Source organism: Ruminococcus sp. 1001136sp1_2201st1_G3_2201SCRN_220225, assembly GCF_040924365.1.
GTDB lineage: Bacteria > Bacillota > Clostridia > Lachnospirales > Lachnospiraceae > Blautia_A > Blautia_A faecis.
This window is the reverse complement of the sequence record NZ_JBCOME010000016.1, coordinates 45,283-67,426: the sequence shown is the minus strand read 5'-3', so window position 1 is coordinate 67,426 and position 22,144 is coordinate 45,283. Positions and strand designations below refer to the sequence as shown.

23 protein-coding genes and 1 riboswitch are annotated in these 22,144 nt (G+C 45.9%); of the genes, 20 read left to right on the top strand and 3 right to left on the bottom strand.

Annotated features, from left to right (window positions below; translation table 11 throughout):
* The 4 genes from AB5642_RS07470 to AB5642_RS07455 form a co-directional block, all read left to right on the top strand.
* Positions 1-808 (top strand): FMN-binding protein (locus AB5642_RS07470; RefSeq protein WP_368371520.1); only part of this gene is annotated, 808 nt, incomplete at its 5' end.
* A 3-nt stretch (positions 809-811) separates the two neighbouring features.
* Positions 812-1,447, top strand: coding sequence for an FMN-binding protein (locus AB5642_RS07465; RefSeq protein ID WP_173716550.1), 636 nt, complete (start codon positions 812-814; stop codon positions 1,445-1,447).
* Positions 1,444-2,232 (top strand): 4Fe-4S binding protein, encoded by a 789-nt coding sequence (locus AB5642_RS07460; protein WP_173771554.1) that lies wholly within the window; start codon positions 1,444-1,446, stop codon positions 2,230-2,232. The genes AB5642_RS07465 and AB5642_RS07460 overlap by 4 nt, the downstream gene beginning before the upstream one ends.
* Positions 2,233-2,425: 193 nt before the next feature.
* Entirely contained in the window at positions 2,426-3,481 is a 1,056-nt protein-coding gene (locus tag AB5642_RS07455; RefSeq protein ID WP_243872610.1) for an FAD:protein FMN transferase, read from the top strand.
* Positions 3,482-3,778: 297 nt separating this feature from the next.
* Here AB5642_RS07455 and AB5642_RS07450 read toward each other — a convergent pair whose 3' ends face one another.
* Both AB5642_RS07450 and AB5642_RS07445 read right to left on the bottom strand, forming a co-directional pair.
* Positions 3,779-4,264 carry a Gx transporter family protein gene (locus AB5642_RS07450; RefSeq protein ID WP_148461028.1) on the bottom strand — a complete coding sequence of 162 codons (486 nt, stop codon included), beginning with the start codon at positions 4,262-4,264 and terminating at the stop codon, positions 3,779-3,781.
* A gap of 3 nt (positions 4,265-4,267) precedes the next feature.
* Positions 4,268-4,636, bottom strand: a complete 369-nt coding sequence (locus AB5642_RS07445; protein WP_243872611.1) for a NusG domain II-containing protein — start codon at positions 4,634-4,636, stop codon at positions 4,268-4,270.
* Between the two features lie 383 nt (positions 4,637-5,019).
* Here AB5642_RS07445 and prfB point away from each other — a divergent pair.
* The 12 genes from prfB (at position 5,020) to AB5642_RS07385 (ending at position 17,735) form a co-directional block, all read left to right on the top strand.
* Positions 5,020-6,148 (top strand): peptide chain release factor 2 gene (gene prfB, locus AB5642_RS07440; protein WP_118580361.1). Its coding sequence is split into 2 segments (ribosomal slippage): positions 5,020-5,094 and positions 5,096-6,148, totalling 1,128 coding nucleotides; the frame shifts between segments, so codons are not numbered across the junction.
* A gap of 113 nt (positions 6,149-6,261) precedes the next feature.
* Positions 6,262-6,714: an ACT domain-containing protein gene (locus tag AB5642_RS07435; RefSeq protein ID WP_118580364.1), complete on the top strand. Its 453-nt coding sequence runs from the start codon at positions 6,262-6,264 to the stop codon at positions 6,712-6,714.
* A 7-nt stretch (positions 6,715-6,721) separates the two neighbouring features.
* Positions 6,722-7,939, top strand: coding sequence for a homoserine dehydrogenase (locus AB5642_RS07430; protein ID WP_173717866.1), 1,218 nt, complete (start codon positions 6,722-6,724; stop codon positions 7,937-7,939).
* Between the two features lie 96 nt (positions 7,940-8,035).
* Positions 8,036-9,244 carry an aspartate kinase gene (locus AB5642_RS07425; RefSeq protein ID WP_118580501.1) on the top strand — a complete coding sequence of 403 codons (1,209 nt, stop codon included), beginning with the start codon at positions 8,036-8,038 and terminating at the stop codon, positions 9,242-9,244.
* A 31-nt stretch (positions 9,245-9,275) separates the two neighbouring features.
* Positions 9,276-10,487, top strand: coding sequence for a hypothetical protein (locus AB5642_RS07420; protein WP_148461033.1), 1,212 nt, complete (start codon positions 9,276-9,278; stop codon positions 10,485-10,487).
* Positions 10,488-10,536: 49 nt separating this feature from the next.
* On the top strand, positions 10,537-11,424 hold the full coding sequence (locus AB5642_RS07415) for a DegV family protein (protein ID WP_148461034.1): 888 nt from the start codon (positions 10,537-10,539) through the stop codon (positions 11,422-11,424).
* A gap of 162 nt (positions 11,425-11,586) precedes the next feature.
* Positions 11,587-12,414 (top strand): DUF975 family protein, encoded by an 828-nt coding sequence (locus tag AB5642_RS07410; RefSeq protein WP_173716544.1) that lies wholly within the window; start codon positions 11,587-11,589, stop codon positions 12,412-12,414.
* A gap of 30 nt (positions 12,415-12,444) precedes the next feature.
* Positions 12,445-14,604 (top strand): Tex family protein, encoded by a 2,160-nt coding sequence (locus tag AB5642_RS07405; RefSeq protein WP_368371519.1) that lies wholly within the window; start codon positions 12,445-12,447, stop codon positions 14,602-14,604.
* Positions 14,605-14,709: 105 nt separating this feature from the next.
* Complete coding sequence (locus AB5642_RS07400; protein WP_173770296.1) at positions 14,710-14,973, top strand: DUF1294 domain-containing protein; 264 nt, start codon at positions 14,710-14,712, stop codon at positions 14,971-14,973.
* Positions 14,974-15,089: 116 nt separating this feature from the next.
* Positions 15,090-15,998, top strand: a complete 909-nt coding sequence (locus tag AB5642_RS07395; RefSeq protein WP_227198926.1) for a mechanosensitive ion channel family protein — start codon at positions 15,090-15,092, stop codon at positions 15,996-15,998.
* Between the two features lie 94 nt (positions 15,999-16,092).
* Positions 16,093-16,230, top strand: a riboswitch (FMN riboswitch).
* Positions 16,231-16,413: 183 nt separating this feature from the next.
* Positions 16,414-17,049, top strand: coding sequence for an ECF transporter S component (locus AB5642_RS07390; protein WP_118580386.1), 636 nt, complete (start codon positions 16,414-16,416; stop codon positions 17,047-17,049).
* 71 nt (positions 17,050-17,120) lie between these two features.
* Positions 17,121-17,735 carry an NUDIX hydrolase gene (locus AB5642_RS07385; RefSeq protein WP_118580392.1) on the top strand — a complete coding sequence of 205 codons (615 nt, stop codon included), beginning with the start codon at positions 17,121-17,123 and terminating at the stop codon, positions 17,733-17,735.
* Positions 17,736-17,821: 86 nt separating this feature from the next.
* Here the strand turns inward: AB5642_RS07385 and AB5642_RS07380 are convergent, their stop codons facing one another.
* A complete protein-coding gene (locus AB5642_RS07380; protein ID WP_173771540.1) occupies positions 17,822-18,316 on the bottom strand; it encodes a hypothetical protein in 495 nt (164 codons plus the stop codon).
* Positions 18,317-18,652: 336 nt separating this feature from the next.
* Here AB5642_RS07380 and AB5642_RS07375 point away from each other — a divergent pair, with 336 nt between their 5' ends.
* From AB5642_RS07375 to AB5642_RS07360, 4 genes are read left to right on the top strand one after another with little or no spacing between them, the layout of a single operon-like run.
* The gene (locus AB5642_RS07375; RefSeq protein WP_118580398.1) at positions 18,653-19,000 is read left to right on the top strand and encodes a (2Fe-2S)-binding protein; all 348 of its coding nucleotides are present in this window, start codon (positions 18,653-18,655) and stop codon (positions 18,998-19,000) included.
* Positions 18,997-20,574 carry an FAD-dependent oxidoreductase gene (locus tag AB5642_RS07370; protein WP_195379614.1) on the top strand — a complete coding sequence of 526 codons (1,578 nt, stop codon included), beginning with the start codon at positions 18,997-18,999 and terminating at the stop codon, positions 20,572-20,574. The genes AB5642_RS07375 and AB5642_RS07370 overlap by 4 nt, the downstream gene beginning before the upstream one ends.
* A gap of 17 nt (positions 20,575-20,591) precedes the next feature.
* A complete protein-coding gene (locus AB5642_RS07365) occupies positions 20,592-20,921 on the top strand; it encodes a (2Fe-2S)-binding protein (protein WP_118580504.1) in 330 nt (109 codons plus the stop codon).
* Positions 20,914-22,041: an FAD-binding oxidoreductase gene (locus AB5642_RS07360; RefSeq protein ID WP_195379615.1), complete on the top strand. Its 1,128-nt coding sequence runs from the start codon at positions 20,914-20,916 to the stop codon at positions 22,039-22,041. The genes AB5642_RS07365 and AB5642_RS07360 overlap by 8 nt, the downstream gene beginning before the upstream one ends.
* The last annotated feature ends 103 nt before the right edge of the window (positions 22,042-22,144 follow it).

Sequence of the window (22,144 nt, the reverse complement as noted above, 5' to 3'; positions counted from 1 at the left end):
GCCGGTTGTAAAGCTTTTGAAAGATGGTACCTATACAGGGTCTGCAATGGGATATTCCGGAAAGGTTAACATAACACTGACAATTAAAGACGGAAAAATTACGGAAGTAACCAATACAAACTCAGATACCAGAAGCTTTTTCAATAAGGCATGGAGATCCATACAGCCTAAAATACTGGAAAAGCAGAGTACAGAAGGAATTGACACTGTAAGTGGTGCAACATTTTCTTCTATGGGAATTCTGGATGCGTCCAAAATAGCATTGGAGCAGGCAAAAAATACAGAGGTACAGCCTTCAATAACGCCAGAGCCCACTGAGGCGCCGGATTCCACCGAGAAGCCAGAACCCACAAATACGCCAAAGCCGACTTCTGTTCCGGAACCAACGACTGCACCGGAGCCTACAGCTGTACCAGAGCCTACTGAAACGCCAGCGCCAACTTCTGCACCGGAACCGACGGATACACCGGAGAATTCTGTGACGCCGGAACCGACAGCTACGCCAGAACCCACGCCTGTGCCTGCTGGTGCATATACAGATGGAACCTACACTGGCATTGGAGAAGGCAATGACGGACCAGACAGTGTACAGGTTACCGTAACAATATCCGGAGGACAGATTGTGGGAGCAACTTATTTTTCCTATGATGATGAAGAATATGCAGATACAGCCTGGGAGGGAATTCTTGGACAGGTTATGGGAAAGCAGTCCGCAGACAGTGTAGATACAGTATCTGGATGCACATATTCCTCCCAGGGATTTATTCAGGCATTTAGAAATGCATTAAATCAGGCAAAAGGAGCATAACCCATGAAATACCAGAGTTTTATTATGAGAGTTTTATGTCTGCTTCTGATCGTTGGTGTCGTTCTTGGCTACAACTCCATGCAGAAAAAAGATAGTGATACCGAAAAAGACCAGCAGATCGCCAGTCTGACAACCAGAGTGGAGGCCTTGGAAAAACAGCAGGATGAGATATTAAGTGCCCTTGAAGAGGCTGCAAAAGCGCAGGAAGAGGCGAAGAAAAAGGCAGAAGAGGAAGCGAAGAATCAGAAAGCCCAGACGGAAGAAGCGGCTTCCGGGGATGCTTCCGAGGACGCGAAAAAAGATGACAAGAATACAGATGAGACAGAGGCTGAGGACGCTTCTTCTGAGGAAGAAAGTGAAGATCTTGTCTACAAAAACGGGACCTACACAGGAGACGGCCAGGGCTTTGGCGGCAATATCCAGGTTCAGGTTACACTTGAAAATGACACGATTACAGACATTCAGGTGGTAAGTGCACCAGGCGAAGACTCTGCATACCTTTCCCAGGGACAGGGCGTGATCAGTACCATTCTGGCTGCCCAGAGTACAGATGTTGACACCATTTCCGGAGCAACCTTCAGTTCCACTGGAATTATCAACGCTGTAAATGATGCACTTGGAAAGGCGGAAAATCAATGAAAAAGAGACAGAGAAAAATCCGGCTGATCCGCGCCGGCATCCAGCTTCTGTTTTTCATTTTTGCTCCGGCACTTTTTTCCACAGCATTCGCAGGCGTGAAGTCCGTTTTTCAGGCAATCGCAGCACATCAGGCAATCAGCTGGAATTCCTTTCTGGATGTGACTGCCGTGCTGCTGGTGGTAACCTGCCTGTTCGGACGGCATTTCTGCGGATATGCCTGCGCATTTGGTTCCCTTGGGGATGCATTGTACGAGCTGACTGTGTTTATCCGCCAGAAGGTTTTTCATAAAAAAGGCCGTCACGGATACTCAGAAAAAGCCATCCGCATTTTGCAGAAGGTGAAATATATCTGGCTTCTGGTGCTTCTTGTATCTATCCTTACCGGCTGGTACAGCAAGCTTCAGGGCATGAGCCCCTGGGATGTGTTTTCCATGCTCACCGCTGGCAGACTTCCCGGTGCTGCCTACAAGGTGGGGATTGTGCTGCTGATTCTGCTCATGATCGGAATGTGCACTCAGGAAAGATTTTTCTGCCAGTTCCTCTGCCCAATGGGCGCAATTTTTGCTATAATGCCTATAGCGCCCTCTGCGCTGTTCAACCGTGACAGAGGCACCTGTCCGGCGAAATGTGGAGCCTGCAAAAAGCGCTGTCCTGCTCATCTGGACATTGACGGTGATACCCCTCTCTCAGGAGAATGTATCTGCTGCCACGCCTGCCAGGGAATCTGCCCGAAGAAGAATATCCGGATCGGGATTCCGAAGGCGAAAGATGAGAGCCTTTTTTAAACAAGCGCTGGAAAAAGATGGGCGAAAGCTATTGGAAAATAAGAGAAAATAAAATCAGAAAGAACAGGATATGAGTAAAAAAAGAAGTAAAGTAAGATTTCAGAATGAAGTCGATTTAATTAAGGTACATTATAAAAAGCAGTCCAGAGGTCAATCACTTACCTGCTTGGATATGTTTAATGGGAGAAGGCATTTGAGAAAGAGAAGTGCGGCAGGAATCCTCTGGGGCAGCCTGCTTCTCACTGTCATTTCTGCTACAGTACTGGGAAAAACAACTACAGTTGTTTATGCATCTGACATAGAAAAATACACCAACGCAGATTTCGCAATGGACACGGTAGTTTCCGAAACCCTTTATACCTCAGGCGAGGACATCAACACTCAGATTGGCGAAAAGCTCCGCGAAATGGAAACCACCCTCCTTTCCTGGACAGAGGAAAACTCCCAGATTTCCCAGCTGAACAATGCTGAAGGCAAGACCATGGAAGTCTCTGATGATCTTGCCGCCGACCTTGAGAAAATCCGCCAACTGTCCCAGGATTCCGACGGTGCTTTTGACCCCACCCTTGGAAAGATCATCCGCCTGTGGAACATTGACGGCGAGAATCCTCATGTCCCGGACCAGTCCGAAATTGACACCCTTCTTCCCGAAGTGGGCTACGAGAAAATTCAGGTGGACGGAAACAATGTAACCCTTCTTGATGGCTGTACCCTGGATCTTGGTGCCGTTGGAAAAGGCATGGGCTGTGACCAGATCATGGATTACCTGCAAACCCAGCCAGACGTTTTCGGTATGATTCTGAACCTTGGTGGCAGCAGTGTCATGACCTACGGCGAAAAGCCAGACGGTTCCCCCTGGAAAGTAGCCCTCACCGATCCCCGTGACACGGAAGGCGACTATCTTGGAGCCATCACCCTGGACGCCAACCAGTTCCTTTCCACCTCCGGCGACTACGAAAAATACTTCATAGAAGATGGAATTCGCTACCACCACATTCTGGATCCAAAGACCGGCTATCCTGTACAGAACGGTCTCACCTCCGTCACCATCGTCTGCGACCAGGGTTACCTGGCCGACGGCCTCTCCACTGCCTGCTTCGTCCTGGGTCTGGACGCCGCGAAACCTCTTTTAGAGAAATATGATGCAGAAGCCGTATTCGTAGATGAAGACAAAAATGTGTATGTGACAAGTGGATTGATGGATAAATTCGAATTAATGAAAGACGGATACACAGTAAACGAAGCGTAAGTTGTCCATGATAGATTCATAGAAAATGATAGCTTACGGAATAACGAAAAGAGCTCCAGAGGATAGTCAAAAACTATCGTCAGGAGCTCTTTTTCAATCAACAGCATTTGGGCTGAATATATTCCTAAGCGGGGCATTCAAGGCGCGCCTTTAATGGAGCGGAGATCCACTGCTTACGAAGACTTAACATCGAAGGCTCTCCTGAGATGTTTAGTCGCAGTTAGCAGTTAGCTCCGCGGAATGTTGCGCCTCCCCGCGTGGAATATATTCAGCCCAGATGCGTACGGTGGTAACATATTACGGAATCCTCTTAAGCACTTCCTTCGTCAGCACTCCAATCAGCAGTCCTGTAATCACTCCCGACACCATCAGCGCCGGAGCATAATAATACAACAGTCCCACCGTATGCGTTGCCGGAATCGCCACCAGCAGCTGACCGATGTTATGGGAAACGCCACCAGCCACACTTACACCCAGCTGCCCGAATCCAATCTTATTTTTCACAAAAACCATCACAATCAAACTAAGGGTCGCCCCCGCCAGGCTATACATAATACTGGAGCCGCTTCCAAACATAAAACCGATAATAAAAATTCTCACAATGGAAACCAGCGCCGCTTCTTTCCACGTATACCTCTCCAGCACAAAAAGCACCGCCAGATTTGCAAGCCCTAGTTTCATTCCCGGAATTCCCGCAAAAAACGGAATCAACGATTCCACATACCCGAAAATAATGGCAATGGCTGCAAACAGCCCAAGATACGCTGTCTTTTTCTGATTCATCACTTACACCACTGCGTCAAATCCACTTTCGGAATCCTGTGAATCTGAATCGCCCTCTCCCTGAATGACTATTCTGTTTGGCAGGCACACAATATATCCGCCTGCACTGCCCACTGCCGGCTGCTTCATGCAAAGATGATCCGGGCAGTCCGCCTCTGTCATCTTTACCTCGCCGTCCTTAATTTCACACACATTGGTATCCCCAATCTGGATCACCTGATCCTCCGCCAGTGAATAAGTCCCATAAAGTTCCCCATCCACCGTAATCTGGATCGACCCATGAGTTCCATGTGGAACCGCATAAACAAAAATACAAAGCACCACTGAAATAACCAATAGTGCACCAATAAATACCGCTTCTTTCTTCTTCAAAAATGATACCTCTTCATTAATAGCTTTAACCAAAATCATCATATCATAGAACCATGTTCCACAAACGAACCATTAGTTTATGATATAAGAAATACAGAGATTTTTCAACCTATTCTAAAATCCATTTTTGAGAAAAAATCGCAACAGAGAGAATGACTGTTATTCACAGAGGAAACGGTAACGGGTGGCTGTTCCTTTCCACATCGCTTTTTATTGTAATTTCCCACGGAATATGCTATTGTATAGTTTGAAAGTCTGTGTGCCGTGCGGATCGCGGGAATGATTTTTCAAACACATTCCAGGCCGGCGGCATTGTTGAAGAAATGTAACGATTCAGAAAACACTGGACAGTTACACAGAAATATTAGAAAGAAGGTGAAGCTATGGTTGAATTAGACCAGTTCAAGAGCATTCTTGCAACATACACAGAACCATTAGTGGAAGTGAGGGATTCACTTTGACCTGGCTAACAAAGAAAAGCGGGTTGAAGAATTAGAGCGCGAAATGGAAGCGCCTGATTTCTGGGACAATGCAGAAATATCCCAGAAGAAAATGAAAGAATTAAAGGGTATGAAGGACGACATGGAAACCTATCAGAATCTGGTAACCCAGAAAGAAGATATGGAGACCCTGATCGAGATGAGCTATGAGGAAAATGATCCGTCCATGATCGAAGAAATCCAGGAAATGCTGGATGAGTTCCAGGCACAGTTTGACAGTATCCGTGTGAAGACACTTCTTTCAGGAGAGTATGACGGCGAGAATGCCATTATAAAACTGAATGCAGGAGCTGGTGGAACAGAAGCCTGCGACTGGTGCAGTATGCTGTATCGTATGTATACACGCTGGGCTGAGCGCAAGGGCTTTTCAATTGAAGTTCTGGACTATCTGGACGGTGATGAAGCTGGTATCAAATCTGTTACCTTCCAGGTAAACGGAGAGAACGCATACGGACTTCTGAAGTCTGAGAAAGGTGTTCACCGTCTGGTACGTATTTCCCCGTTCAATGCGGCTGGAAAGCGCCAGACCTCTTTCGTATCCTGCGATGTAATGCCGGATATTGAGAAAGATCTGGACGTAGAAGTCAATGATGAGGACATCCGTATTGATACCTACCGAAGCAGTGGTGCCGGCGGACAGCATATCAACAAGACCTCATCCGCTATCCGTATCACTCATTTTCCAACAGGAATCGTGGTACAGTGTCAGAATGAGCGTTCCCAGCATATGAATAAAGATAAGGCTATGCAGATGCTGAAGGCGAAGTTATATCTTCTGAAACAGCAGGAGGCAGAAGCCAAGCTTTCCGGAATCCGAGGTGAAGTAACGGATATCGGCTGGGGCAACCAGATCCGTTCCTACGTTATGCAGCCATATACCATGGTCAAAGATCACCGTACCAATGAAGAAACCGGAAATGTAGATGCAGTTATGGATGGTGCCATTGATATCTTTATTAATGCATATTTGAAATGGATCGCACTTGCGAAGAGACCTGCAGAACAGCAATAAAAGCATGCTGCTGTTCACGAAGGGAACGGTACCAGCTTCCGGATTATGTCTGGATACAGCGGCTGTAATGGCAGAGATTTGCAGGGCGCAGTGAAAGTGGAAGGAAATGCAGGATGCCAAAGACAACAGATAAGAATAAATATTTTGTAGTAAAAGAGCGGGCTGTGCCAGAGGTGCTTCTGAATGTAGTTGCAGCGAAGAAGCTTCTGGAATCAAAGCGGGCAGCTACGGTTCAGGAAGCTGCAGACGCTGTGGGAATCAGCCGAAGCTCTTTCTATAAATATAAAGATGATATTTTTCCCTTCCACGAGGAAGCCAAGGGAAAGACCATCACATTTATTATACAGATGGATGATGAGCCGGGAATTTTATCCAATGTTCTTCGGGCTATTGCAGAAAACCATGGCAATATTCTGACCATACATCAGAGTATTCCCATCAGTGGTATTGCCACTCTTACCTTAAGTGTGCAGATCCTTCAGGGAGAAGGGGATGCTGAGGCAATGGTGGATGACATTGAACAGATGGAAGGAATCCATTATTTAAAAATTTTAGGCAGGGAGTAACGGACAGATGATAAATATTGCAGTGTTAGGATATGGCACAGTTGGAAGCGGTGTAGTAGAAGTCATCCGCACCAATCATGAATTGATTAACAAAAGAGCCGGGGAAGAGATTAAGATCAAATATGTACTGGATCTTCGTGAGTTCCCTGGAGATCCGGTAGAAGAGATTCTTGTTCATGACTTTGAGCAGATCGTAAACGATCCGGAAGTTAAAATTGTAGTAGAAGTAATGGGAGGAACCGGTGCTGCCTATACTTTTACAAAAAGAGCACTTGAAGCCGGCAAGAGTGTGTGTACCTCAAATAAAGCTCTGGTTGCCCAATACGGTCCTGAGCTTATGGAAATTGCAAAAGAGAAAAAGATCAACTTCCTTTTCGAGGCAAGCTGTGGCGGTGGAATCCCGATCATTCGTGCCATCAACGGTTCTCTTACCGCAGATGAGATCGATGAGGTCAGCGGAATTCTGAACGGAACTACTAACTATATGCTGGATAAGATGATCACAGAAGGCGCTGATTTCAATACTGTTCTGAAAGAGGCTCAGGGAAAAGGCTACGCAGAGGCTGATCCTACCGCTGACGTGGAAGGACAGGACGCATGCCGTAAGATTGCCATTCTTTCCTCTCTGGCATATGGAAAATTCCTGAATTTTGAAAATGTTTATACAGAAGGAATTACAAAGATCACACCAGAGGATATGGAATACGCAAGAGAAATGGGCAGAAGTATCAAGCTTCTTGGCACAAGCAAGAAATTGGGAGACGATTCCTTCTACGCACTTGTAGCACCTTTCCTTGTAGGACAGGAGAATCCTCTTTATGGCGTAAAGGGAGTGTTCAACAGTATTTTTGTACATGGAAACATGCTTGGCGATGCCATGTTCTATGGAAGCGGAGCCGGCAAGCTTCCTACTGCAAGTGCAGTTGTAGCAGACGTTGTGGAGGCTGCAAAGCATCTTCATGATACCATTCCAAATAACTGGAGCAATGAAGAGATGACCCTGATGGAGCCGGATTCTGTAGAAGGCCGTTTCTTTGTCCGTGTGAAGGATACTTCCCTGGATGAAGTGGATAAGGCTTTTGGTAAGGTTGAGGCTGTGATCGAGCCGGATTCCCTTCCGGAAGAATTTGGTTTTATTACCAGACTTATGACACAGGGCGAGTACAAAGAGCGTGTGAAAGCGCTTGGAGAGAATGTTCTGGGCATGATCCGCGTGAAAGACTGATAACATGAATCCGCAGTTATTCAGGTAATGGGCAGCTGCGCGAAACTGTCTGTATGCGCAGATAAAAATAAAACTGACAGCGTGAAAGGAAAAACTATGCTGATAGTTAAGAAATTCGGCGGTACTTCCGTTGGGGACAAACAGAGAATGTATAATGTTGCCAACCGTTGTATCGAAGAATATAAAAAAGGAAATGACGTGGTGGTGGTTTTGTCCGCCATGGGAAAATATACAGATGAGCTGATCCGTATGGCTCATGATATGGACGACAAGCCTCCGAAGCGTGAGATGGATATGCTCCTTACCATCGGTGAGCAGATGTCCGTATCCCTGATGGCAATGGTAATGCACAAGCTGGGCGTTCCGGCGGTTTCCCTGAATGCCTTTCAGGTGACCATGCATACCACAAGCAGCCATCAGAATGCAAGATTAAAAAGAATCGATACAGAGCGTATCCGCCGGGAACTGGATGCCCGCAGGATCGTAATTGTTACCGGATTCCAGGGCGTAGATAAATACGATGACTACACAACTCTGGGACGAGGCGGCTCTGATACCACTGCAGTGGCACTGGCAGCAGCACTTCATGCAGATGCCTGTGAGATCTATACAGATGTGGACGGCGTTTACACAGCCGACCCGCGTAAGGTTCCAAATGCCAGAAAGCTGAAAGAAATCACATACGATGAGATGCTGGATCTGGCAACGTCAGGAGCGGGTGTACTTCACAACCGTTCTGTGGAAATGGCGAAGAAATACGGAGTGCCCCTTGTGGTCCGCTCCAGCCTGAATAACAGTGAAGGAACGGTAGTGAAGGAGGTAGTTAGCGTGGAAAGAATGCTGATCAGCGGTGTTGCGCTGGATACAGATGCTGTAAGAATTGCGGTGTTGGGACTTCGTGATGTGCCAGGTGTTGCATTTAAGGTGTTTGATACCCTTGCAAAGAAAAATATTAACGTAGATGTTATTCTGCAGTCTATCGGACGTGCAGGAACAAAGGACATTTCTTTTACCGTAAATAAGGATGATCTGGATGATGCAGTTGCCACTCTGGAGGAGAGCCAGGAGCGCCTTGGCTTCAAGGAGCTTCACTCTGAGCGCAATATCGCCAAGCTTTCCATTGTTGGCTCCGGTATGCTCAGCAATCCTGGCGTGGCTGCCAAGATGTTTGAGAGCCTTTACAATGAAGGCGTAAACATTAATATGATCTCCACATCTGAAATCCGTATTACCGTCCTTATCAACGAAAAAGACGGAATCCGGGCTATGAATGCAGTACACGATGCTTTCGGCCTTGCCGACTGATCAAATATACATTCTAAGGAGGAATTTCTGTATGAAAAGAAAAGTATTGGGAGTGCTTTTTACAGCAATGTGCCTGTGTGCGGTTCCGTCCGCGGCTTATGCAGAGGCACAGGAAGCCGAAACTACAGAGGCAGCAGGAGAGGCTGCTGATGAGCCTGAGGCTGGTGCAGAAACGGTTACAGAGCTGTCCGACAGCCTGTACGATTTTCAGGTGAAGATCGGGGATAAGGTTTACCAGTTCCCTATGTATTACCAGGATTTTGCAGCAGACTGGACACTTGGCAAGAACGAGGACCCGGAGATGGGCGTTGGAACCAATTCCTATGGTTCCATCAGTTTTTACAAAGGGGACGACCGCGTTTCCGTAGATGTGATCAATCTTGGAATCAACCAGCTGCCATTAAACCAGTGTCTGGTAGCAGGAATTGATATTGATGCAAGCTATGATTTTGATGTGGCGGCTACTCCTGTAGAACTGCCTGGCGGAATCGTAATGGGAAAATCCAATTTTGATGATATCAAAGCTGCTTATGGTGATCCAAGCGATACTTACGAGGGAGACCTGTATACCAAGTATTCCTACTCGAAAGATTATTACGAGGAAGTTCATTTCTATGTATATAAGGATGACAATACTCTGAAGCAGGTAGATATGCGTAACTTCGTAGAGCCAGAAGGATATGACAAGGGAAGTGTAAGCGAGGAAGTTCCAGAAATCGTATCTTCCTATACCGCTCCTACTGAGCTGGGAGATGATCTGCTGGCTCCACAGTTGGAATTCTGCGGAGATCTTTATTCCCTTCCGGCTCCGGTGTCTGCATTCCTTGAGAATGGCTGGGAGCTTCAGGATGTGGAAGATGGCGCTTATGTGGCTGGCCGGGATCTGGAATTTGTAGACATGATGAAGAATAACCAGAGTGTGCATTTCAGTGTTTACAATTTTACCCAGGATGCAACTGCCATCGAGAACTGTTTTGTACGGGAGCTTGAGGTAGGCAATTACGACAGTGATGCTCTTACCCTTACTCTTTCCGGTGGATTTACCCTGGGTGCGAAGAAGGCGGACCTGATCGCAGCTGCAGAGGAAAAAGGCTATGCGTGTGATGAGGACGGAGATTACCTGAATATTTATAAGACTGCAGATACCAAGATTGACAACCGGGCACAGTTCTGGTTTAACAAGGATGAGGATCCGGATACAGTGGCAAGTGTTGCGTACAGAAATGAAATTCTTCCAGAATAAGGGAGAACCCGATCTGGAGGTTTTGCAAAATTAGTAACAGGAGGGAAATATGAGCGACTATGTGATCAGCTGCTGTTCCACAGCAGACCTTACGAAAGAACATTTTGAGAAAAGAAATATTTCCTATATCTGCTTTCATTATGAACTAAATGGAAAAGAATATGCAGATGATCTGGGACAGTCTATGCCATTTGACCAATTTTATAAGGCCATGCAGGATGGTGCATCCACCAAGACTTCCCAGGTAAATGCAGATGAATTCGAAGAATATTTCGAAGGATTTCTGAAAGAGGGAAAAGATGTGCTCCATGTCTGCCTGTCTTCAGGAATTTCTGGCGTTATCAATTCAGCTAACGTTGCAAAAGCGGATCTGGAGGAAAAATATCCGGGGCGTAAGATCCTGGTGGTGGATTCTCTGGGAGCATCCTCCGGATATGGGCTTTTTATGGATAAACTTGCAGACCTTCGGGATGAGGGCAGACCCATTGAGGAGGTTCATGCCTGGGCGGAGGAACACAAGCTGAACCTGCATCACTGGTTTTTTTCCACAGATCTTACGTTTTATATCAGAGGAGGCCGTATTTCCAAGGCCAGCGGCTTTTTCGGCACGATGCTGAATATCTGCCCGCTGCTGAATATGGATGATCAGGGAAAACTGATCCCAAGATTTAAGATCCGTACCAAGAAAAAGGTGATCCGGGCTGTTGTAGACAAAATGGAAGAGTACGCTGAGGGCGGACTTGACTATAGTGGGAAATGTTATATTTCCCAGTCCGCATGTATAGAGGATGCCAGGGAAGTGGCAAGGCTGGTGGAAGAGCGTTTCCCGAAATTAAATGGGAAGGTTGAGATCAATAACATCGGAACTACCATCGGAAGCCATACAGGTCCTGGTACGGTAGCGCTGTTTTTCTGGGGAAACAAGAGAACGGCGTAATTAAAAAATTACAGATGTCAGATGGAAGAATGCTATATTGGGAACAACTGGCATGGCTTAATGGAGCAAAAAGTGAAAACAGCGAAATGGTGCTGCAATATATCTGGCCGGGATGCATCAGAATCCCGGCCTGCTGTTTCACTGCAAAGGAGAATGATGATTATGAAAAAAAGAAGTACGAAGGAAATCAAACTGCAGGCAAAAAAGGCATTGCAGGGACATGTTGGAACTGTGATCCTTGGGCTTCTGGCAGTGTATGGTCTGAATACTTTAGGAACAATCCTTTCTACCAATTTATTTTCTGGCACATCCGCGCTGGATCTGGTTCTCAGTGAAGTATTTATGCTGGTGGTGTCACTGATCGTGGGGATCATTTCCGCTGGTCTGGGGTATATGCTTTTGAATATTTCCAGGGGAAAGGAGTTTTCTCTGGGAGATCTGGGCTACTTTTTCAAAAACCAGCCAGACAGGGTGATCGTTGCAGGCTTTGTGCTGGCGCTGATCCAGCTGGTCACAGCAATCCCTTACTATTATGTGAGCTTTACCACAGATCCGGGACTGACTGTGGATTCCCAGATCCAGTGGCTTTCCATGACTCTGGGACTGCTGGCTGTAAGCACTTTGCTGAATTTTCTTATTTCCCTTCCATTTGCCATGACCTACTTTCTCATGGCGGATGACACAGAGCTTGGAGGAATCCAGGCACTGAAAGAGAGCGCAAGGCTGATGAAGGGAAATATCTGGAGATATGTGAAGCTGAATCTCAGCTTTATCCCGCTTTTGTTATTATCTGTGTTCACGTTCTATATTGCACTTTTCTGGATCATGCCTTATATGGAAATGTCCATGGTGGCATTTTATCGGGATCTGGATGGGGAACTGGACTACAGACTGCCAGGAGATGGAACTGCTGACGGCGGCTTTCATAACTGGACCAATGATTCTGGAAACGGATATGATACAGAAAATAATGACGGTTACAGAAATTAGAAATACAAGCAACAAGAGGAGATTGAAAAAATGGATATTTTACAGGTAATCACCCAGGAACTTGGGGTGCAGAAATGGCAGGTAGAAGCTGCTGTTAAATTGATCGATGAGGGAAACACCATCCCTTTTATTTCACGATATAGAAAAGAAGCTACTGGAACCTTAAATGATGAGCAGCTTCGTAACCTGAACGAGAGACTGACTTATCTTCGAAATCTGGAAGACAAGAAGAATCAGGTTCTTTCCAGCATTGAGGACCAGGGAAAACTGACAGAAGAGCTGAAAGCACAGATCCTGGCAGCACAGACACTGGTAGTGGTAGAGGATCTTTATCGTCCGTACCGTCCGAAGAGACGTACCAGGGCAGCAATTGCCAAGGAAAAAGGTCTGGAGCCGCTGGCAAATATTATTATGCTTCAGATGACAGGCAAGTCCATCGAGGAAGAAGCAGAAGCCTTTGTTTCCGAGGAAAAAGAGGTTGCTTCTGTGGCAGATGCCATTGCTGGTGCAAAGGACATTATTGCAGAGCATATTTCCGATGAGGCAGATTATCGAATCCACATCCGTGATCTTACTGCAAAAAAAGGAACCATCAGTTCTACGGCAAAAGATCCGGAGGCACAGTCTGTATACGAGATGTATTATGAGTTTGAGGAGCCGGTGAAGAAGCTGGCTGGACATCGTGTGCTGGCGCTGAACCGTGGTGAGAAAGAGAAATTCCTCACTATCAAGGTAGCTGCACCAGAAGAAGATATTCTTCGTTACCTTGAGAAGCAGGTGATCACCCGAGACAATCCATTTACTACACCGATTCTGAAAGAAGTGACAGAGGACAGTTACAAGCGTCTGATCGCTCCTGCAATCGAGCGCGAGATCAGAAGTGACTTGACTGAGAAGGCAGAGGACGGAGCCATCAAAGTATTTGGCAAAAATCTGGAGCAGCTTCTCATGCAGCCTCCAATCGCCGGACAGACTGTCCTTGGATGGGATCCGGCCTTCCGTACAGGCTGTAAGCTGGCCGTTGTAGATCCTACTGGAAAAGTTCTGGATACCACAGTTGTTTATCCAACTGCTCCTACTAACGAGAAGAAGATTCGCGCTGCGAAGGATACAGTAGAAGCTATGATCAAGAAGTATGGCATTTCCCTGATTTCTGTTGGAAATGGTACTGCTTCCAGAGAGTCTGAGCAGGTTATTGTTGATATGCTGAAGGAGATTCCGGAAGCGAAGGTTCAGTATGTGATTACAAATGAGGCAGGTGCTTCTGTTTACTCTGCAAGCAAGCTTGCTACAGACGAATTCCCAAATTTTGATGTAGGACAGAGAAGTGCTACCTCCATTGCAAGACGTGTGCAGGATCCTCTGGCTGAGCTGGTTAAGATCGATCCGAAATCCATTGGTGTAGGGCAGTATCAGCATGATATGAACCAGAAGAAGCTTGGCGAGGCTCTGACAGGTGTGGTTGAGGATTCTGTAAATAAAGTAGGTGTGGATTTAAATACTGCTTCTGCTTCCCTTCTTGAGTATATTTCCGGTGTTTCCAAGGCTATTGCAAAGAACATTGTAATTTACCGTGAGGAGAATGGCCGTTTCACAAGCCGAAAAGATCTTCTGAAGGTTGCGAAGCTTGGACCGAAAGCATTCGAGCAGTGCGCTGGTTTCATGCGTATTACAGGCGGCTCCAATCCTCTTGACGCGACAAGCGTTCACCCGGAGAGCTATGAGGCGGCTTCCAGGCTTCTTGAGAAACTGGGATATTCCGCTGAGGATATTGCAGGAGGCAAGCTTGCCGGACTTTCCAGACAGATCGGGGATTACAAGAAGACTGCTGATGAACTGGAAATTGGAGAGATCACTCTTCGGGATATTGTAAAAGAGCTGGAGAAACCGGCACGAGATCCGCGTGATGAGATGCCGAAGCCGATTCTCCGCACAGATGTACTGGATATCAAGGATCTGAAAGAGGGTATGATCCTGAAAGGAACTGTCCGCAACGTAATCGATTTCGGAGCTTTTGTTGATATCGGAGTTCATCAGGACGGACTTGTTCATATTTCCCAGATGAGTGAAAAATTTATCAAACATCCGTTGGAAGCTGTAAGCGTTGGAGATGTTGTGGAGGTTCGTGTTCTCGGTGTGGATGAGAAGAAGAACCGGATCAGCCTTTCTATGAAGGGATTAAATAAATAAAGAGAAGAGGGAAAACATTATTTCTCTTGCCATTGCCTTGTAGAAAGCCTTTTTCAAACACGCTTTATAGCGTGTTTGGCAGGGAAATTAGAGAGTTGGATTAAAATGTTAGAAAATATTCTTGTTGTATATCTGGTTTTCGTTAATATTGCAGCATTCGGGATGTATGGCATCGATAAACAGAAAGCCATCCGGAAACAGTGGCGCATCCCGGAAGCCCAGCTTCTTGCGGTGGCTGCCATTGGCGGTTCCGCTGGAGCTCTTCTTGGAATGCAATTTTTTCATCATAAAATCAGAAAATGGAAATTCCGTCTGGGTGTGCCGTTAATTCTGGCAGCGCAGTTGATACTGTGGAGAGTCTTGCAGTAGACGGTGGATAATTTGTTTCCAAAATGAATTTCCGGTGGAAAACAGGACGAAATTGTTTTTGGATAGCAAGAAACAGAATTGTTTACGGGAAAGGACTGAAAAAAGGAGATGGGAATTTGGAAGGACAGGTTATAGAGAATGCAGTTCAGGAGACTGTCCAGGAAACAGTGGATAAAGTAAGCTCCAACTGGGATCAGATCAAGGCTTACTTTAACGGTCATATTCCGGATTTGATCAGCTTCGGAATGAAAGTGGTTCTTTCTATTGTAGCTTTTTATGTGGGAACAAAGCTGATCAAGTGGCTGCTGAAAGTTGCGAAGCGTTCCATGGAAAAGGCCGGCATAGACATGGGGGTTGCCCAGTTCATCTGTTCTTTTGGAAAATTTTTGCTGTATCTGATTCTGATTTTTAATATAGCTACTAATTTCGGTGTGAAGGAATCTTCAGTAGCAGCTCTTCTGGGAACTGCCGGCGTTACCATTGGTCTTGCTTTGCAGGGCGGTCTGGAGAATCTGTCTGGCGGCGTTATGCTACTTTTGTTTAAGCCATTTCAGGTAGGAGATTATATTATACAGGATCAGGCTGGTGGGACGGAGGGAACCGTATATAAGGTTGAGATGTTCTATACGACCCTGATCACCATTGACAATAAGCATGTAATCATTCCAAATGGAAAATTATCCAACAGCACCATTATCAATGTAACTGCGCAGAATTTGCGTAACCTGGAAATCAAAGTGGGAATTTCCTATGATTCTGATATTAAGAAAGCAAAAAAGCTTTTGCAGCACATTTTACAGGAAGATCCCGGAACCAAATCGGACAAAGACATGCTGGTCTTTGTAGACGAACTTGCTGACAGCGCCGTAGTCATGGGGCTTCGCGTCTGGGTTCCCACCGATAAATACTGGAAGATCAAATGGCGGCTGAATGAGAAAATCAAAGAATCTTTTGATGCCAACGGAATTTCTATTCCGTATCCGCAGATGGATGTGCATGTTGTGGAGGCAAATAAAGACAAATGATAATAGATATATAATAGAAAATATGAAATAAATGTACAAATAGATTTCCTATTGAAATTATCCTATTTCTATTGTATAATCCACCATGAAAAGAAAATTTCTTCGGGGCAGGGTGATCGAAATCCTTGGAAATCGAAATTCCCTACCGGCGGTATAGTCCGCGACCCGCTTTGGCGGCTGATTTGGTGAAATTCCAAAACCGACAGTAAAGTCTGGATGAGAGAAGAACGCGCAGAATATTTAGATCGGTTGATTTTTTTGTACGTGCTCATTGCCCCGGAAGAGATTTCGGGGCTTTTTATGTGGTGATTTTAACGTTACTGGTGAACAGTAACCGTTACTGTTTACTGGTAACATTTTAATCCCATACTTGCAGAAATTTTCTTTAAATATTATAATTTAAGGAGCAATGAGTATGAGCGAACAAGTAATCAAAAATGGAAATGTAATGGAGCGAAGCCGCACCAGAACCATTGCCCAGGTAGCAATGTTAGGCGCTGTGGCAGGTGTGTTGATGAATTTTGAGGTACCGCTGCCATTTCTGGCACCGTCCTTTTATCAGTTGGATTTCTCTGAGATTCCAGCACTGATCGGTTCTTTTGCAATGGGACCTGTAGCAGGTATACTGATCGAACTGGTGAAGATTCTGGTACATCTGGTAACTAAGGGAACTATGACAGCAGGCGTTGGTGATGTGGCAAACTTCCTCTTTGGCTGTTCTTATGTAGTTCCAGCCGGACTGATCTATCGTTATCAGCATAAGAAGACAAGAACACATGCAGTGGCAGGTATGGCAGCTGGTGTAATTCTTACCACAGTGCTTGCATGCTTTGTAAACGCATTTGTACTTCTTCCTGCATACGGCAAGGCATTTGGAATGCCGGTACAGGCATTTATTGAAATGGGTGCAGCAGTACACAGCGGTGTAACCAACCTTCTTACTTTTGCAATTATGATCCTTGTACCATTCAATTTATTCAAATACACATTAACCTCAGTGATCGTGTTCTTTATTTATAAAAGAATTCGTGTGATTCTTCGCGGTGACTGATTCTCTGTTCCTTGGTGAGATCTAGATAGACCTCTGACCAGAACAGCAAGAACTGACGAAAAGAGGTTCCTATGGGAAAAATCAACAGCATTACCAAACAGACAGATAATCGTTATGTAAACCTTTATAATGTAAAAGCCACCAGTGTGCACAATACCCCGGTAAACTATTTTGTGTCTTCCCGTGCAAAAGATGTAGACAGCTTGAAAATGGTGACACATAAGAACAATCCGGACGGTGTGATCATTTATAGCATTTATGGCGAAAAACATGACAAAGTGGTGTTGATTCGCCAATATCGTTATACATTAGGCGATTATATTTATGAATTTCCAGCTGGTCTGGTAGAGCCGGATGAGAATTACCATGAAGGCGCAATTCGTGAAATGTACGAGGAAACCGGACTGAAGCTTGATCCCATTCCGGTAGCAGAAGCTTACCAGAAGCCTTATTTCACTACTGTAGGAATGACAGACGAGTCTTGTGCGACTGTATATGGATATGCCAGCGGCGAAATCAGTTCCAAGGCACAGGAAGATACGGAAGAGATTGAAGTGATTCTGGCGGACCGCGAGGAAGTGAAGCGGATTCTGAAGGAAGAGAATGTAGCGATCATGACGGCATATATGCTGATGCATTTTCTGGAAGATAAGGAACCATTTGGATTTTTGAATAAGATCAGATAATAATAAAATCCCCGGAAATCCGGGGATTTTATTATGTAGCAGGAAATTCTGTTGGAATTTCCAAGCCCTGCCGGGCAGGATTCTTTTTATTCATAGTATTCAATATCCTGATCGGAGGTATCCTCCGTATAGTTTCCTCCGTTATCGGAACCAGAACCATCTCCATTATCAATATAATCCCAGTTCTCATCGTTATCTTGTCCGGAATCATCGGAGGTATCTTCTGTATAATCCGGAATATCGGAAGTGTCACTTCCTGAGCTATCTCCAGAATCCTCAGTAGGATAAGTGATCTGGTCGCTTCCTGAAGAATCACCGCCAGAAGAATCATAGCTGTTATCGTAGGAACTATCTCCCTGGCTGTAATCGTAAGTCTCGTCATAATTACTGTCCTGACTGTAAATTGGAAATTCTTCCTGCTGTGCAGCTTCCGCTTCTGCAGCTGTTTCAGGAGCCTCTGTTAATGTGGTCTTGGCAGTTGGTACTCTGTTTTCTTTGGGAACGACTACGGAAATTCCCACCATGGCCACACTGAGCAGAATCGCAGTGGATGCAATGTGGAACTCATCTCTGTATTTCATAAGCTTTACACCTCGTAAGTATCTTTTCATTAATGCTTTAATGTTCTATGCTGAATGGAAGCATAATATTTCTTTTAACGATATTCAACAGATACTCCCATTATAACATATCTGTAGATGATTTTGTAAAAATAGTGTTGGAAATATTTCAAACATGCTCTGGTATCGTTTTTTACAATACATATCCATTTACATAAACTATAATACGAACAACTTAAGAAAAAGAATCAACAACGTAAAAGACAAAGGCGTCTGCAATTTATTTTGCAGGCGCCTTTTTGGCGATGAAAGTCCCGGACAGCAGATTTGTCCGTCTATCAAAAAGGGGGAAATACCATGGGTACACGTATTACAGAGCATCCGATTTTAGGAGTACCGCAGAAGGGAAGATTAGTAAATTTCACATATGATGGTCAGAAGATTCAGGGGTATGAAGGGGAACCAATCGCAGCGGCATTAAAAGCGGCGGGAATTTTGATCCACCGTTACACGAAGAAGGAGCATACGCCTCGAGGAATCTTTTGTGCGATCGGACGCTGCACGGACTGTGTTATGGTTGTGGACGGAGTTCCAAATGTGAGAACCTGTGTAACCCCGCTGAAAGCAGGAATGAAGGTTCAGACACAATATGGTGTATCGGCAGAACCGTTTGAGGAACAGAAAACAGGAGGACAGACAAGATGAAAAGATATGATTTGATCGTAGTTGGCGCAGGCCCGTCTGGTCTGTCAGCAGCAATTGAGGCAGCAAAAAGAGGATTGAAGGTAGTTGTATTTGATGAGAATGAAAAGCCTGGCGGACAGCTGTTTAAGCAGATCCATAAATTCTTCGGTTCCAAAGAGCATAAGGCAAAGATCAGAGGCTTCGTCATCGGAGAAGAGCTTCTTACAGAGGCTGCCAAGGCAGGTGTTGATGTAGAACTGAATTCCACAGTCATTGGAATGTATCAGGATAAAGAAATCGTGGTAAAAAAGGGAGAAGAAATTTTCCATTATAAAGGAGATGCCATTATTATTGCCACAGGAGCTGCAGAAAATATGGTTACCTTCGACGGCTGGACTCTTCCGGGTGTGATCGGAGCAGGCGCAGCACAGACAATGATGAACCTTCACGGTGTAAAGCCTGGCAGCCGGATCCTGATGCTGGGAAGCGGAAATGTTGGTCTGGTTGTCAGCTTCCAGCTGAAACAGTGTGGCTGTGATGTGGTTGCACTGGTTGACGCGGCACCGAGAATCGGAGGTTATGGCGTACATGCTGCAAAGGTTGCCAGAACGGGAGTTCCATTTTACCTTTCCCATACCATTGTGAAAGCAGAAGGAAAAGATCATGTGACAGGTGTAACGATTGCGGAAGTTGACAATCATTTTCAGTTTATTCCAGGAACAGAAAAGCATTTCGACGTGGATACCATTTGTCTGGCAGTTGGTCTTTCCCCAATGTCACAGCTGTTAAAAATGGCCGGCTGTGAGATGGAAGACAATCCGAAGCGCGGTGGCCAGGTGCCAATCGTAGATGAGTATGGGGAGACCTCCATTAAAGGAATTTTCGTAGCGGGCGATGTATCCGGAATCGAGGAAGCAAGCTCCGCCATGATTGAGGGAAGAATTGCTGGAATTGCAGCTTCCAGATATCTTGGCTACATAGAGGAGGCAGAACTGGAAGAAGGGGCAAAGGTAAATGAGGCAGCCCTTGACGGACTTCGCCAGGGCATGTTTGCCCCTAAGAACAGAGGCAGGCTGATTGAAAAGACAGAAGAGGGAATCGATGTTTCCATGAATCTTCTCACAAAAGGCTATGTGGCAGATGAGGAGATCGAGCGTTTCCCAGGTGTTACCCACAGAGCTGGTGTTCATCCGGTGATGGAGTGCACACAGAACATTCCCTGCAACCCCTGTCAGGATGCATGTCCAAAGCACTGCATTAAGATTGGGGCACATATTACCTCCCTTCCGGCTGTGGAGGAAAACGCCACATGTGTTGGCTGCGGAATGTGCGTAGCCTCCTGTTCAGGACAGGCCATCTTCCTGGTAGATGAAACCTTTGAGCCTGGTTTTGCCACAGTCACCATTCCTTATGAATTTCTTCCTTTGCCGGAAAAAGGGGAAAAGGGACTGGGACTTGGAAGAAACGGCCAGCCGGTTTGTGAGGCTGAGGTGGTATCGGTAAAGAGTGTGAAAGCCTTTGACCATACCAATCTTCTTACTATAAAGGTTCCAGCAGATATGGCAATGAAGGCCAGATTTTACAGAGCAAAATAAGGCGGAGGGATTGTATGATGGAAAGTATTTATGATAGAACCGTTCAGCTGGGAGAATACGTCCCGGAGCCTGACGATGACAGAATTATATGCAGATGTGAGGAAGTAACAAAAGGAGAAATCAGACGGGCAGTTCATGATGGAATGTTCACCATCACGGAAATCCGAAGATATCTACGCTGTGGAATGGGGCTTTGCCAGGGACAGACCTGTGCCAAACTGGTAAAAAGGATCGTGGCGGCAGAGCTTGGAGTTTCCCCGGCACTTCTGGAACCGGCAACCTCAAGAGCTCCTATGAGACCCTTAGAGATGAAAATTTACGCAAAGGAAGGTGAGGACGATGAGTAAGACAGCAGATGTGATCATTGTGGGAAGCGGCGTAATTGGATGTGCCGCAGCCTATTATCTGGCCAAAAAGGGGACTTCCGTAATCGTCCTTGACCGTGATGAGAGTATTGGAAATGGTGGTTCTGCCAGAAATGGAGGCGGTGTCCGTCAGTCAGGCCGAGATCCAAGGGAGCTGCCACTTGCCATGTATGCAGTGAAAAATATGTGGCCGGTTCTTTCCGAGGAGCTGGGAATCAATGTGGAATATCACAAAGAGGGCAACCTGCGGCTTGGAAAAACAGCTCGTCATATGGAAATCCTCCAGGGGCTTACAGACCGGGCAACTGCCTGTGGGCTGGATGTAAAAATGATCGATGGAAAAGAGGTTCGGGAAATCAATCCTTTCTTAAGTGATGAGGTAATTGGAGCCAGCTGGTGCGCTACAGACGGACATGCAAACCCTCTTCTGACCACTCTGGGCTATTACAGGGCAGCAAGGAGACTGGGCGTTCAGTTTTTCACCGGGGAAGAAGTTGTGGAGCTTCAGAAGGTGAAGGGAAAGCTGAGAAAGGTTGTTACGCAGAAAAACGTTTACGAGGGCGATAAGGTAATTGTGGCGGCTGGTTATGCCAGCAGGAAGCTTCTTGGTACTGTGGGAATTGATGTTCCAATGTCAAATGATCTGATCGAGGCGCTGGTTACAGAGGCAGAGCCGAAAATGTTCGGTCAGATGCTTGGTACTGCGGATGCAGATTTCTACGGACACCAGACAGACCATGGCTCTTTTGTATTCGGCGGAGCTTCCGGATTTGAAACAGTGAATAAGGACAATGGACATAATATGACTTCGGGGATTACAGCTCCTTGTATCTGCCGTGGAATTATGAAGTATATCCCGAAGCTGGCAAATGCAAAGATTGTAAGGACCTGGGCTGGTTATGAGGATGTTTGCATTGACGGTGTACCGGTTCTGGGAAATGTGGACGAGGTACCGGGGCTGATCGTGGCCTGTGCATTTACCGGACATGGATTTGGAATTTCACCGATTGTGGGAAAATTGCTGGCGGAGACGGCACTGGAAGAGGAGACAACGTTGGATCTGTCAGCGTTCAGGTATGATAGGTTTCATGCCGCAATTTAAAATAAGCTAAAAATTTCACACGTTAAAATGCTAGTGTACAAAAATAAAAAGATGTGCTATACTCCATCCTAGCGAAGCCAAGCGAAATAAAGCGGCTCCTGGA